The sequence below is a fragment of the Pseudomonas sp. W2I6 genome (assembly GCF_030815935.1).
Taxonomy (GTDB): domain Bacteria; phylum Pseudomonadota; class Gammaproteobacteria; order Pseudomonadales; family Pseudomonadaceae; genus Aquipseudomonas.
Genome location: NZ_JAUSXJ010000001.1, coordinates 7,055,569 through 7,069,078, shown reverse-complemented (window position 1 = coordinate 7,069,078; position 13,510 = coordinate 7,055,569). Strand labels below are relative to the sequence as shown.

At 61.9% G+C, this 13,510-nt stretch carries 11 protein-coding genes; 10 read left to right on the top strand and 1 reads right to left on the bottom strand.

Going from position 1 to position 13,510, the window contains the following annotated elements:
* Positions 1-3: 3 nt before the first annotated feature.
* From accB to QF039_RS32475, 10 genes are all read left to right on the top strand, one after another.
* Positions 4-465 (top strand): acetyl-CoA carboxylase biotin carboxyl carrier protein, encoded by a 462-nt coding sequence (gene accB / locus QF039_RS32520; protein WP_003217309.1) that lies wholly within the window; start codon positions 4-6, stop codon positions 463-465.
* Between the two features lie 17 nt (positions 466-482).
* The gene (gene accC, locus QF039_RS32515) at positions 483-1,844 is read left to right on the top strand and encodes an acetyl-CoA carboxylase biotin carboxylase subunit (protein WP_003217312.1); all 1,362 of its coding nucleotides are present in this window, start codon (positions 483-485) and stop codon (positions 1,842-1,844) included.
* Positions 1,845-2,132: 288 nt separating this feature from the next.
* Complete coding sequence (gene prmA, locus QF039_RS32510; RefSeq protein ID WP_003217316.1) at positions 2,133-3,011, top strand: 50S ribosomal protein L11 methyltransferase; 879 nt, start codon at positions 2,133-2,135, stop codon at positions 3,009-3,011.
* A gap of 30 nt (positions 3,012-3,041) precedes the next feature.
* Entirely contained in the window at positions 3,042-4,304 is a 1,263-nt protein-coding gene (locus tag QF039_RS32505; RefSeq protein WP_307522636.1) for a DUF3426 domain-containing protein, read from the top strand.
* Between the two features lie 185 nt (positions 4,305-4,489).
* Positions 4,490-5,503 carry a tRNA dihydrouridine synthase DusB gene (dusB, locus tag QF039_RS32500; RefSeq protein ID WP_003217321.1) on the top strand — a complete coding sequence of 338 codons (1,014 nt, stop codon included), beginning with the start codon at positions 4,490-4,492 and terminating at the stop codon, positions 5,501-5,503.
* Positions 5,500-5,820 (top strand): DNA-binding transcriptional regulator Fis, encoded by a 321-nt coding sequence (gene fis / locus QF039_RS32495; protein WP_003186237.1) that lies wholly within the window; start codon positions 5,500-5,502, stop codon positions 5,818-5,820. Before dusB ends, fis begins: the two co-directional genes overlap by 4 nt.
* Before the next feature lie 81 nt (positions 5,821-5,901).
* Positions 5,902-7,509 (top strand): bifunctional phosphoribosylaminoimidazolecarboxamide formyltransferase/IMP cyclohydrolase, encoded by a 1,608-nt coding sequence (purH, locus tag QF039_RS32490; RefSeq protein ID WP_008439025.1) that lies wholly within the window; start codon positions 5,902-5,904, stop codon positions 7,507-7,509.
* Between the two features lie 138 nt (positions 7,510-7,647).
* Positions 7,648-8,940, top strand: a complete 1,293-nt coding sequence (purD, locus tag QF039_RS32485) for a phosphoribosylamine--glycine ligase (protein ID WP_003217326.1) — start codon at positions 7,648-7,650, stop codon at positions 8,938-8,940.
* A 102-nt stretch (positions 8,941-9,042) separates the two neighbouring features.
* Complete coding sequence (locus QF039_RS32480) at positions 9,043-11,817, top strand: hybrid sensor histidine kinase/response regulator (protein ID WP_003217328.1); 2,775 nt, start codon at positions 9,043-9,045, stop codon at positions 11,815-11,817.
* Positions 11,818-11,980: 163 nt separating this feature from the next.
* Entirely contained in the window at positions 11,981-12,577 is a 597-nt protein-coding gene (locus tag QF039_RS32475) for a MarC family protein (RefSeq protein ID WP_003217330.1), read from the top strand.
* A gap of 1 nt (position 12,578) precedes the next feature.
* Here QF039_RS32475 and QF039_RS32470 read toward each other — a convergent pair whose 3' ends face one another.
* Positions 12,579-13,370 (bottom strand): hypothetical protein, encoded by a 792-nt coding sequence (locus tag QF039_RS32470; RefSeq protein WP_102606174.1) that lies wholly within the window; start codon positions 13,368-13,370, stop codon positions 12,579-12,581.
* Between the last annotated feature and the right edge of the window lie 140 nt (positions 13,371-13,510).

Sequence of the window (13,510 nt, the reverse complement as noted above, 5' to 3'; positions counted from 1 at the left end):
TTCATGGATATCCGTAAAGTTAAGAAACTGATCGAACTGCTGGAAGAATCCGGTATCGACGAGCTGGAGATCAAGGAAGGCGAGGAATCCGTACGGATCAGCCGTCACAGCAAGACCCCGGCCCAACAGTTCTACGCACCACAGATGCAAGCGCCGGCTCCGGCCGCTGCACCCGTGGCTGCTGCTCCGGTCGCGGCGGCTGCCGAAGCCCCTGCGGCTCCAAAACTGAACGGTTTCGTGGTCAAGTCGCCAATGGTCGGTACCTTCTACCGCACCCCGGCACCGACCTCGCCAGCCTTCGTTGAAGTCGGCGCAACCGTGAAAGTGGGCGACACCATCTGCATCGTTGAAGCGATGAAGATGATGAACCACATCACGGCGGAAAAAGCCGGCGTCATCGAATCCATCCTGGTAGAAAACGGTCAGCCGGTTGAGTACGACCAGCCGCTGTTCACCATCGTTTGAACCGCGGAGCGCCTTCGATGTTGAAACCTGCGAAGAAACTGCAAAAAGTCCTGATCGCCAACCGCGGCGAGATCGCGCTGCGTATCCTGCGCGCCTGTAAGGAAGAGGGCATCAAGACCGTCGCTGTTTACTCGACGGCCGATACCGAATTGATGCACGTGAAACTGGCGGACGAAAGCATCTGCATCGGCCCGCCACTGGCCACGAACTCGTACCTGAAAGTCTCGAACATCATCGCCGCCGCTGAAGTGACCGGCGCTGATGGCATCCACCCCGGCTACGGCTTCCTCGCGGAAAACGCCGATTTCGCCGAACAGGTGGAGAAATCCGGGTTTGCCTTCATCGGCCCGAAAGCCGAAACCATTCGCCTGATGGGCGACAAGGTATCGGCCAAGGACGCCATGATCGCGGCCGGCGTACCTACCGTTCCAGGTTCCGACGGCCCACTGCCTGAAGACGAGGCAACCGCCCTGCGCATTGGTCGCGAAGTCGGTTACCCGGTGATCATCAAGGCCGCCGGTGGCGGTGGTGGTCGCGGCATGCGCGTGGTGCACAAGGAAGAAGAACTGATCGAAGCCGCCAAGCAGACTCGCTCGGAAGCTGCCGCCTGGTTCGGCAACCCGATGGTCTACCTGGAAAAGTACCTGACCAACCCACGTCACGTGGAAGTGCAGGTACTGTCCGACGGCCAGGGCCACGCCATCCATCTGGGCGACCGCGATTGCTCGCTGCAACGCCGTCACCAGAAGGTACTGGAAGAAGCGCCGGCACCGGGCCTGGACGAAACTGCTCGCCAGGAAGTACTGGCTCGCTGCGTCAAGGCATGCATCGACATCAACTACCGTGGCGCGGGCACTTTCGAGTTCCTGTACGAAAACGGCCGTTTCTACTTCATCGAGATGAACACTCGTGTGCAGGTAGAGCATCCGGTTTCGGAGATGGTCACCGGTATCGACATCGTCAAGGAGATGCTGAGCATCGCCGCTGGCAACAAGCTGTCGTTTACCCAGGATGATGTGAAGATCCACGGCCACTCCCTGGAGTGCCGGATCAACGCCGAAGACCCGAAAACCTTTATCCCAAGCCCTGGCCTGGTCAAGCATTTCCACGCGCCCGGCGGCAACGGCGTACGTGTGGATTCGCACCTGTACAGCGGCTACAAGGTTCCGTCCAACTACGACTCGCTGATCGGCAAGCTGATCACCTGGGGCGCCACCCGCGACGAGGCCATGGCCCGTATGCGCAACGCCCTGGACGAAATCGTGGTAGACGGCATCAAGACCAACATCCCGCTGCATCGGGACCTGGTTCGCGATGAAGGCTTCTGCGAAGGTGGTGTGAACATTCACTACCTGGAACACAAGCTGGCTAATCAGTAAGCGAAGTGCTCCACCCAACAAAACCGCCTTCGGGCGGTTTTGTTGTTTCTGCCCACCCGATTTTTCTGGATGGATACATTCCCCTTGTGGGAGCGGGCTTGCTCGCGAATGCGGTGTGCCAGTCAACACATCCATTACTGACACACCGCATTCGCGAGCAAGCCCGCTCCCACATTTTGTTCTGTGTACACCAGCAGTACAGTCGTCTTCTGCTGTTCGCTCGCGTAAACTTGCGCGTCTTTCGCAGCCCTACCCCGCTGCACACTCATTTTTTCAAAGGTGCCCGCCATGCCTTGGCTGCAAGTCCGTCTCGCCATCAGCCCAGAACAAGCCGAAACCTACGAAGACGCGTTCCTCGAAGTGGGCGCCGTGTCGGTGACCTTCATGGACGCCGAAGACCAGCCGATCTTCGAACCCGAGCTCAACACCACCCCGTTGTGGTCCCACACCCATCTGCTGGCCCTGTTCGAGGACGGCACCGATGCCGCCAGCGTCCTGGCCCATATGGAACTGCTCACCGGCGGCCCGCTGCCGGAACACCACAGCGAAATCATCGAAGACCAGGACTGGGAACGCAGCTGGATGGACAACTTCCAACCAATGCGTTTTGGCCAGCGCCTGTGGATCGTGCCGAGCTGGCATGCCGCCCCCGAGCCAGACGCCGTGAACCTGCTGCTGGACCCGGGCCTGGCGTTCGGCACCGGCACCCACCCCACCACCGCGCTGTGCCTGGAATGGCTCGATGGCCAGGACCTGAAAGACTGCAACGTGCTGGACTTCGGCTGTGGCTCGGGGATCCTGGCGATCGCTGCCCTGCTGCTGGGCGCCAAGGAAGCGGTCGGTACCGATATCGACGTGCAAGCCCTGGAAGCCTCCCGCGATAACGCCGGGCGCAATAACATCGCCGAAGAGAAATTCCCGCTGTACCTGCCGGAGCAATTGCCCCAGGTGCAGGCCGACGTGCTGGTGGCCAATATCCTCGCCGGGCCGCTGGTTTCCCTGGCGCCGCAGCTGTCGAGCCTGGTCAAGCCGGGCGGCCGCCTGGCGCTGTCGGGCATCCTCGCCGAACAGGGCGAAGACGTTGCCGCCGCCTACGCCCAGGATTTTGAGCTGGATCCGATCGCCAACCGCGATGGCTGGGTACGCATCAGTGGTCGTCGGCGCTAGAATGAGCGCCTGCATGAATCGGATGGCCGCATGACCGACAGTTTCGTCACCCAGTGCCCACACTGCCAAGCACGCTTTCGCGTCAACCACGCTCAATTGAGCGTGGCCCGTGGCGTGGTGCGCTGTGGGTCGTGCCTGCAAGTGTTCAATGCCGCTCGCCAACTGCTGGAGCAGCGCGCCAATGCGCCCGCGCCCCAGACACCACCTGCGGCAGAGCCGCCGGCAGCCGTAGAACCGCCACCCCAAGCGCCGCGAGCCATCAGCCAGAAGCAATGGACCGCCGAAGAGCTGGACCTGGATAACCTGGACCTCGACGTAGAACTGGCCAAGCTGGAACGTCGCGAGATCCAGCACACCCAACCCGTGGGTGCCGACCGTCGCCAGCCCGGCGCCGATCGTCGGCAAAAGGAAGATGCCCTCAGCGCCAGCCGTGATACGGCCAAGGCCGAGGAAGAGCAATGGGCCTCCAGCCTGTTCAGCGAACCCCGGGATGAACGGGCCCAAGCCCCGCAAATGGTCGACGACGAACCGCAACCGGCCAAGGCAAGCCCAGGCAAACCCAAGCGCACCGAACCGTCGATGTCGTTTGAAGCGGTCGAGCCGGACGACGAACCACCGCTGCACACAAGCCCCACCGATGACGAACTCGACCCACCGGTAACCGCCGTAGCAGACGAGCCGGAACCCGAACAACCGGAACGCCCGCAGCCCAAACGCAAGCGCCCTCGCCCCGAGGCCGGCGCCCACGACGACCTGCTTTCGGACCTGGAAGACGACCCGCTGCACCTGTATTCCCAGAAGCGTTCCTCCGGCTGGGGCCGCCGTCTGTTCTGGGGCTTGCTGGTGCTGCTGGCCGCCGCCGGCCTGGCGGGACAATACGTCGCCTACCAATTCGACGACCTGGCACGCCAGGACGCCTACCGCCCATGGTTCCAGGAACTGTGCCCGAAACTGGGCTGCACCGTGCCATCCCGGGTCGATATCGCCCACATCAAGAGCAGCAACCTGGTGGTGCGCAGCCACCCGGAGTTTGCCGGTGCCCTGGTGGTGGACGCGATCATCTATAACCGCGCGACATTCTCCCAACCGTTCCCGCTGCTGGAGCTACGCTTTGCCGACATGAACGGGAATATGATCGCCAGTCGTCGCTTCAAACCCGCCGAATACCTCAGCGGCGAGTTGGCAGGCGTGACCGAGATGCCCTCCCAGACGCCGATCCACATTGCCCTGGACATCCTCGACCCGGGCAACAAAGCGGTGAATTACAGCCTGAGCTTCCACTCCCCCGAGTGAAACGGCTGCCTGGCCGGTGCTTGACGGCAGATTATTGACTGCATCGCCTTTGACCAAACCTGCGGCGATAAGAAAATAACTGCTCAGATTTTATCCAATTCAGCCTTTATCCAGTCATCGAGAGCGGGTATCATGCCAACCCTTTTTCGAACTCTAATGATCCGGCCCCACAACAGGGAAGTCCTATGTCGGCGGTACGCATCGGCCCATACACATTGCACAACGGCTTGATCCTCGCCCCGATGGCGGGCGTCACCGACCAGCCCTTTCGTCAGCTTTGCAAGCGATTGGGCGCAGGGCTTGTAGTCTCGGAAATGGTCACCAGCGACATGAGCCTGTGGAACACCCGCAAATCGCGGATGCGCATGATCCACGAAGGTGATCCCGAGCCCCGCTCGGTACAGATCGCCGGCGGTGATGCGCAGATGCTGGCGGATGCGGCCCGGGCCAACGTGGAGTTGGGGGCGCAGATTATTGATATCAACATGGGTTGCCCGGCCAAGAAGGTCTGCAACAAGGCCGCAGGTTCTGCCCTGTTGAAGGATGAGCAGTTGGTGAGCGAGATCCTGCATGCCGTTGTCGCAGCAGTGGATGTGCCGGTCACCCTGAAGATCCGCACCGGTTGGGACCGGGACAACAAGAATGGCCTGACGGTGGCGAAGATCGCCGAGCAGGCGGGCATTACAGCGCTGGCGGTGCATGGCCGCACCCGCGCCGACCTTTACACCGGTGAAGCCGAGTACGACACCATTGCCGCGATCAAGCAGGCGGTGTCGATTCCCGTCTTTGCCAACGGCGACATCGACTCAGCCGAGAAAGCCCGGCGCGTGCTGCACGCGACCGGCGCCGATGGCCTGTTGATTGGCCGGGCTGCCCAGGGGCGGCCGTGGATTTTTCGTGAGATCGAGCATTTTCTGCGTACCGGCGAAACCTTGCCGGCACCGGAGCTGATCGAGGTGGAACGTATTCTGCTAGAGCATCTGGCCGCCCTGCACGCCTTCTACGGAGACGTGATGGGAGTACGCATTGCTCGCAAGCATGTGGGCTGGTATCTCGCAACCTTGCCGGGCGCCAGGGAGTTTCGCGCCCACTTCAATCGTTTGGATGATACGGAAGCACAGTGCGCCAACGTTCGTGAGTTCTTCTCCGAGCGTTACAAGAGCCTGGTGACAGGGGACGGAGAAGGGGTGGCCGCATGACGATGATGACCGAGACTTTAGTGAGTGGAACAACACCCGTGAGCGACAACGTCAATTTGAAACAGCACCTCAACACGCCGAGCGAAGAAGGCCAGACCCTTCGCGGGAGTGTCGAGAAGGCGCTGCACAATTATTTCGCCCACCTTGAGGGCGCTGCCGTCACGGACGTGTACAACCTGGTGCTCTCCGAAGTCGAAGCGCCGTTGCTCGAAAGCGTGATGAACTACGTCAAGGGCAACCAGACCAAGGCCAGTGAGCTGCTCGGTCTGAACCGTGGCACGCTGCGCAAGAAACTCAAGCAGTACGATTTGCTGTAAGCATTCAATCAAACCAGAAAGGCGCCCGCGTAAAAACGGACGCCTTTTTTGCTGACTCCTTTGCTTTTGATGGAAATTGAAATGACCGACCAGACTACCCGCCTGCCGATCCGCCGTGCCTTGATCAGTGTCTCCGACAAGACCGGGATCCTCGAATTTGCCCGGGAGCTGGAAGCCCTGGGCGTGGAGATTCTCTCCACCGGCGGGACCTTCAAACTGCTGCAGGACAACGGCGTGGCCGCAGTGGAAGTGGCGGACTACACCGGTTTCGCAGAAATGATGGACGGTCGGGTCAAGACCCTGCACCCGAAAATCCACGGCGGGATCCTCGGTCGTCGCGGTATCGACGACGCCATCATGAGCGAGCACGGCATCAAGCCGATCGACCTGGTGGCCGTTAACCTGTACCCGTTCGAAGCCACCATCAACAAGCCAGGCTGCGACCTGCCGACCGCCATCGAAAACATCGATATCGGCGGCCCGACCATGGTTCGCTCGGCAGCCAAGAACCACAAAGACGTGGCCATCGTGGTGAACGCCAGCGACTACGCCAACGTACTGGAAAGCCTGAAAGCCGGCGGCCTGACCTACGCCCAGCGCTTCGACCTGATGCTCAAGGCCTTCGAACACACCGCTGCCTACGACGGCATGATCGCCAACTACATGGGCACCGTGAACCAGGCCGCTGAAACCCTCAGCACAGAAGGTCGCAGCCAGTTCCCGCGCACCTTCAACAGCCAGTTCATCAAGGCCCAGGAAATGCGCTACGGCGAGAACCCGCACCAGAGCGCGGCGTTCTACGTTGAGGCCAAGCCTGCTGAAGTCGGCATCGCCACCGCGACCCAACTGCAAGGCAAAGAGCTGTCCTACAACAACGTGGCCGACACCGACGCCGCGCTGGAATGTGTGAAGAGCTTCGTCAAGCCAGCCTGTGTGATCGTCAAGCACGCCAACCCGTGCGGCGTGGCCGTGAGCCCGGACGCTGAAGGCGGTATCCGCCAGGCGTACGAACTGGCCTACGCCACCGACACCGAATCAGCCTTCGGCGGCATCATCGCCTTCAACCGTGAGCTGGACGCCGAGACCGCCAAGGCGATCGTCGAGCGTCAGTTCGTGGAAGTGATCATCGCGCCATCCGTCAGTGAAGAGGCTCGCGCCATCGTTGCTGCCAAGGCCAATGTGCGCCTGCTGGCGTGCGGCGAGTGGTCGGCCGAGCGTGCCGCTGCCTGGGACTACAAGCGCGTCAACGGCGGCTTGCTGGTACAGAGCCGCGACATCGGCATGATCGGCAGCGCCGATCTGAAAGTGGTGACCAAGCGCGCCCCGACCGAACAGGAAATCAACGACCTGATCTTCGCCTGGAAAGTCGCCAAGTACGTTAAATCCAACGCCATCGTCTACGCCAAGAACCGCCAGACCATCGGTGTCGGCGCGGGCCAGATGAGCCGCGTGAATTCGGCACGCATCGCTGCGATCAAGGCAGAACATGCCGGCCTGCAGGTCGCCGGTTCGGTGATGGCGTCCGACGCATTCTTCCCGTTCCGTGATGGCCTGGACAACGCCGCGAAAGCCGGTGTTACCGCCGTGATCCAACCGGGCGGCTCGATGCGTGACGCAGAAGTGATTGCAGCGGCTGATGAAGCCGGCATTGCCATGGTCTTCACCGGCATGCGCCACTTCCGTCACTGATTGCTCGTTCCCACGCTCTGCGTGGGAATGCAGCCCGGGACGCTCCGCGTCCCAAAGCGTGACGCAGAGCGTCACAAGAGGCATTCCCACGCAGAGCCTGGGAACGGTCAGAATTCAGCGTCATCCGAGGTTTTTGAAATGAATGTTTTGATCATTGGCAGCGGTGGCCGTGAACACGCCCTGGCCTGGAAAGTTGCCCAGGACCCACGTGTCCAGAAAGTTTTCGTCGCCCCCGGCAACGCCGGTACCGCCATTGAAGCCAAGTGCGAAAACGTCGCCATCGACGTGTTGGCCCTTGAGCAACTGGCGGACTTTGCCGAGAAAAACGTTTCCCTGACCATCGTCGGCCCGGAAGTGCCCTTGGTAGCTGGCGTTGTGGACCTGTTCCGCAGCCGTGGCCTGGACTGCTTCGGCCCAACCGCCGGCGCTGCCCAGCTGGAAGGCTCGAAAGCCTTCACCAAGGATTTCCTGGCGCGCCACAAGATCCCGACCGCCGACTACCAGAACTTCACCGAGATCGAGCCGGCCCTGGCCTACCTGCGTGAGGTCGGTGCACCGATCGTGATCAAGGCCGACGGCCTGGCCGCCGGTAAAGGCGTGATCGTCGCAATGACCCTGGCTGAAGCCGAAGACGCCGTGCGCGACATGCTCGCCGGCAACGCTTTCGGTGAAGCCGGTTCGCGCGTGGTGATCGAAGAGTTCCTCGACGGCGAAGAAGCCAGCTTCATCGTGATGGTCGACGGCAAGAACGTACTGCCGATGGCCACCAGCCAGGACCACAAACGTGTGGGTGACGGCGACAGCGGCCCGAACACCGGCGGCATGGGCGCTTACTCCCCTGCTCCGGTAGTGACTGCCGAAGTGCACAAGCGCGTGATGGACCTGGTCATCTGGCCAACCGTGCGCGGCATGGCCGACGAAGGCAATGTGTACACCGGTTTCCTGTACGCCGGCTTGATGATCGACAAGGCCGGTAACCCGAAAGTCATCGAGTTCAACTGCCGCTTCGGCGACCCGGAAACCCAACCGGTGATGCTGCGCCTGCAATCGAGCCTGGTGCTGTTGGTTGAAGCTGCGCTGGCCCAGGCCCTGGACAAGGTCGAAGCCCAGTGGGACCCGCGCCCGAGCGTCGGCATCGTGCTGGCCGCCGGCGGCTACCCGGCCGACTACGCCAAGGGCGATGTGATTGAAGGTCTGGACGCGGCTGCTACGCTGGAAGGCAAGGTGTTCCACGCGGGCACCGCGCTCAAGGATGGCAAGGTCGTCACCGCCGGTGGTCGCGTACTGTGCGCAACCGCTATGGGCAGCAGCGTAGATGCCGCCCAGCAACAGGCTTACAAGCTGGCGGCGAAGATCGACTGGAAAGGCTGCTTCTACCGCACCGACATTGGCTACCGCGCCATTGCCCGTGAGCGTGGCGAAAGTCAGTAAACAGCTATCCGTTCGGTTAGGCAGGGGCCTCTGGCCCTTGCCCTACGCTTGTGGCCCCGCGCATAGTTATACCCATGCATCAACCTACGAAGGGATTTCGCCGTGCGCTGGCTCAGGATCGCCATAGGTTTCACTGTCAGTCTGCTGACCTTGCTCTGCTTGCTCCCGGCCCAGGCCGCCGCACAAGGCAGTGGCTGGGCAGTATTGCTTGATGAACAGGCCGATCTGCAACTGAGCGACATCCGCTCGCCCCGCTACATCAATCAATTCAGCCCCATCGAACTGGACCGGATTACCGCCGCGCAACCGGACGGTGCGTTGTGGGTACGCTTCAGGCTGCAACCCGGCAAACACGAGCAAGTGCTGCGGGTATTCGCCCCTGACCTGTCACACCTGAACCTGTATGTACTCGACGGCGACACCCTGGTGGAGCAGGAAGCTACCGGCACCCGCCAGCCCCAGGCCGAGCGCCCGCTGCCCAGCAGCGACTTCATGCTGCCGATGCCGCAAAGCCAGAAGCCGCTGGACGTGTACCTGCGCATGGTCTCGGAACACGAGCTGCGCCCCTACATCACCCTTGAGCCGGCCGTGCTGGCTGCGGCCAACCAGAACCAGACGCTGATCTACGGGCTGCTGTTCGGTTGCCTGGTGATGCTGATCCTGCACAACCTCACCCGCTACGCCTACCATCGCTCCCGCAGCAGCCTGTGGCTCGCCGCCTGCGAATTGCTGTTGCTGCTCAGCCTTGCGCTGCTGCTCAACGTGCTGGGCCCGTGGTTGCCGAACTGGCACGCGGTACAAACCCCCGGTGCCTACCTCGCCCTGCTGCTGACCGCGCCGTGCGGGCTGATGTTTGCCTACCGCTTCTTTGCGCCACTGGGCCCGCATCCGCTGAACAAGCTGTTGATGGCCGATATCCTGCTGATCGTCCTGACCGGCCTGTTGCTGCTGTTCGTCAACACCTTGCCCCTGAACATCATCACCTACGCCCTGGTGGCGCTGGCCGGCCTGAGCATGTTGTTCGTCTCGGCCTATCACTGGCAAAAGGGTTACCGCCCGGCGCGCCTGTTCATGCTGGCGATGGTGATCTTCAACATCGGCACGCTGATTATTCTCCCGGCCTTGCTGGGCCTGACGCTGGTGCCGCCACAAGGCTTGATCATCACCCTGCTCGGCTTTATCTGCCTCAGTGGCCTGTTGATGAGCCTGGCCCTGGGCGAACGCCAGCGCGCCATCACCGAAGACAACTTCAGCCTCAGCCGCGACCTGGCGGCCAGCAACGCCGAAATCGCCGCCAAGGCCGAATTCCTGGCGAAGATCAGCCACGAAATCCGCACGCCCATGAACGGCGTGCTGGGCATGACCGAACTGCTGCTGGGCACCCCGCTTTCAGTCAAGCAACGCGACTACGTGCAAACCATCCACAGCGCCGGCAACGAACTGCTCACCCTGATCAACGAGATTCTCGACATCTCCAAGCTGGAATCCGGGCAGATCGAATTGGACGATGTGCAGTTCGACCTCAACGCGCTGATCGAAGACTGCCTGAGCATTTTCCGCGCCAAGGCCGAGCAGCAGAACGTCGAGCTGATCAGCTTTATCCAGCCCCAGGTACCCCGGGTGATCAGCGGCGACCCGACGCGGCTGCGCCAGGCACTGTTGAGCCTGCTGGAAAATGCCCTGCAAAAAACCGATGAAGGCGAAGTACTGATCGTCGTCGCACTGGACGAGCGCAGCAGCAAACCGCGCCTGCGCATTGCCGTGCAAGACAGCGGCCTGCCGATGGAACCCGCCGAGCGCGACGCCCTGCTGCACAGCGAGTTGCACAGCAAGAACTTCCTCTCTGCCACCCGCCTGAGCGGCCATCTGGGCCTGGTCATTGCCCGCCAGCTGATCCTGTTGATGAACGGCGAATTCGGCATCAAGAGTGGCAGCCAGCAAGGCAGCACCCTGTGGCTGACCTTGCCGCTGGACCCGGAACGCCTGGAGCACCCGACCTCCGACCTCGACGGCCCGCTCAAGGGCGCGCGCGTGCTGGTGGTGGACGACAACGACACCTGCCGCAAAGTGCTGGTGCAGCAATGCACGGCCTGGGGCCTGAACGTGAGCGCCGTGCCTTCGGGCAAGGAAGCCCTGGCGCTGCTGCGCACCAAGGCGCACCTGCGGGACTATTTCGACGTGGTGCTGCTGGACCAGAACATGCCCGGCATGACCGGCATGCAACTGGCGGCGAAGATCAAGGAAGACCCGAGCCTGAACCACGACATCCTGCTGATCATGCTCACCGGCATCAGCAATGCGCCGAGCAAGATCATCGCGCGCAACTGCGGGATCAAGCGCATCCTCGCCAAACCCGTGGCCGGCTATACCCTCAAGACCACCCTTGCCGATGAGTTGACCCAGCGCAGCAAGGGCTCCGTGCAACCACGCCAGCCGGCGATCAGCGCGCCGGCCCCGGTGACCGTGCCGAGTGACTTCCGGATCCTGGTGGCGGAGGACAACAGCATCTCCACCAAGGTGATTCGCGGCATGCTCGGCAAGCTCAACCTGCAGCCGGACACCGCCAGCAACGGCGAAGAAGCCCTGCAGGCAATGAAGGCCCAGCGCTACGACCTGGTGTTGATGGACTGTGAAATGCCGATCCTCGACGGCTTCTCCGCGACCCAGCAACTGCGGGCATGGGAGGTCAGCAACCAGCGGATTCGTACGCCAATCGTGGCACTCACCGCGCACATTCTTTCGGAACATAAAGAGCGTGCACGCCAGGCCGGGATGGACGGGCACATGGCCAAGCCGGTGGAGTTGTCGCAATTGCGCGAGCTGGTGGAGTACTGGGTGGCACAGCGCCAACAGCGGCCAGAGCACGCACCTACCTGACCTGAAATACGCTCTCCCTGTGGGAGCTGGCTTGCCTGCGATAGCGGTGCATCAGACACCTGATTTTTTGGCTGATACACCGTCATCGCAGGCAAGCCAGCTCCCACATTTGTTCCGTGGCGCCTGATAGACTCCCCACACGTCCCCGCCGCGAGCCGCGCCCATGCTCCACGTGCTATTCAGCGTTTACCTGAAGATGCTGGTGCTCTACAGCCCCTTCTTCGTGCTCTCCTGCTTTATCAGCCTGACTCGCGGGTACTCCAGCAAGGAGCGGCGGCGCCTGGCCTGGAAAGTGGCCCTCGCCACCCTGGTATCGAGCGTGTTGCTCTACCTGTTCGGCCGGGTGATTTTCAGTGTGTTCGGCATCACCGTCGACGCCTTCCGCATCGGCGCCGGCAGTGTGCTGTTCATCTCGGCCCTGGGCATGGCCCAGGGCAAGTCGGCGGTGCAGACCGACAACGTGCAGCAGGACGTGACCATCGTGCCGCTGACCATTCCCCTGACCGTCGGCCCCGGCACCATCGGTGCGCTGCTGGTGATGGGCGTCAGCCAGCCGCACTGGGACGACAAGATCACCGCGATCCTCAGTATCGCCCTGGCCAGCCTGACGGTGGGCGTGGTGCTGTACCTGTCCAACCGTATCGAACGCATCCTCGGCGACCAGGGCTTGCAGATTGTCAGCCGGTTGATGGGGCTGTTCGTGTGCGCCCTGGCCGCGCAAATCATCTTCACCGGTGTACGCGGTTACCTGGTGCCGTAGATCAAATCCTGTAGTTGGCGATAGCCAGGCGGACCTTGTCCCCTGCGCTGTCCCGCAGCAGTTGAATCGTGTCTTCGTTGACCACCGAGCTGTTCAGCACCAGGCACGTGCGGCCACTGAAGGCCTCGACGGATGCACTGTCCCACTCCAGAAACGGTATGCCCAGTTGCTTGCTGACGCCGTGGGAGCTGTACGTCACCAGCACCATCGAAACTTCCCCGGCGATTTCCGAGCAGGACGCCAAGCCGAAATCGCCACCGTCACGCGTGGTGGTATTTCGCTTGAATAACTCAAATGAAGCCGGGAGCTGCTTCAAGGCTTCAACCGCCTCCGCCACCCGTTTGGGCAATACACTGATCAGCGGCCCCGACAGAAACGTCGAGGCCACGGTGGCCGCCATCAGGTTCAGCGCCGCCAACTGCACCGACAGCCCCTTGCGAGAGGTGTACACCCGCTCGAAACTGCTCCTGACCGGCATCCACCCGAGGCTGCTCATGACCTTGATGAATTCGTTGTACCAGGCCTCTGTGCCCCGGGCGACCCGCAGCACATCGCTGACGTAGCTGCTCGCCAGCAAATAGCTTTTGCGGGTGTACTCCTTGTTGAGGCTGGTCATGCCTTGCACAAACGACATGACGCTGTTGTTCACCACCGCCGCGTCCAGCTCATCATCCGCCTCGGGCTTCACCGGCGCGCTCAACCCCGACGCCAGGCCGGGCGCGCCCGGAAGCCGGTAAGCGGCAATCAGCTTCCTCCTTTTTGCGCTGTTGATCCGTTTGTTGTTTCGCTCCATAGCCATTTCTCCATAACCCCCAACATGGGGCTCAACGCCAACACTAGTCGACTTGCCGGGGATTTTGAGCTGCTGGAAATTGACCACGGGACGCGCCGCGACCCGCAGGAAAAATCACTGCAGGCGTCGCAGCTGAGTAA

Excerpts from the sequence above, each read along its gene's own strand:
- accB (WP_003217309.1), top strand. The coding sequence starts at position 4 with ATGGATATCCGTAAAGTTAAGAAACTGATCGAACTGCTGGAAGAATCC.
- accC (WP_003217312.1), top strand. The coding sequence starts at position 483 with ATGTTGAAACCTGCGAAGAAACTGCAAAAAGTCCTGATCGCCAACCGC.
- prmA (WP_003217316.1), top strand. The coding sequence starts at position 2,133 with ATGCCTTGGCTGCAAGTCCGTCTCGCCATCAGCCCAGAACAAGCCGAA.
- QF039_RS32505 (WP_307522636.1), top strand. The coding sequence starts at position 3,042 with ATGACCGACAGTTTCGTCACCCAGTGCCCACACTGCCAAGCACGCTTT.
- dusB (WP_003217321.1), top strand. The coding sequence starts at position 4,490 with ATGTCGGCGGTACGCATCGGCCCATACACATTGCACAACGGCTTGATC.
- fis (WP_003186237.1), top strand. The coding sequence starts at position 5,500 with ATGACGATGATGACCGAGACTTTAGTGAGTGGAACAACACCCGTGAGC.
- purH (WP_008439025.1), top strand. The coding sequence starts at position 5,902 with ATGACCGACCAGACTACCCGCCTGCCGATCCGCCGTGCCTTGATCAGT.
- purD (WP_003217326.1), top strand. The coding sequence starts at position 7,648 with ATGAATGTTTTGATCATTGGCAGCGGTGGCCGTGAACACGCCCTGGCC.
- QF039_RS32475 (WP_003217330.1), top strand. The coding sequence starts at position 11,981 with ATGCTCCACGTGCTATTCAGCGTTTACCTGAAGATGCTGGTGCTCTAC.
- QF039_RS32470 (WP_102606174.1), bottom strand. The coding sequence starts at position 13,370 with ATGGAGCGAAACAACAAACGGATCAACAGCGCAAAAAGGAGGAAGCTG.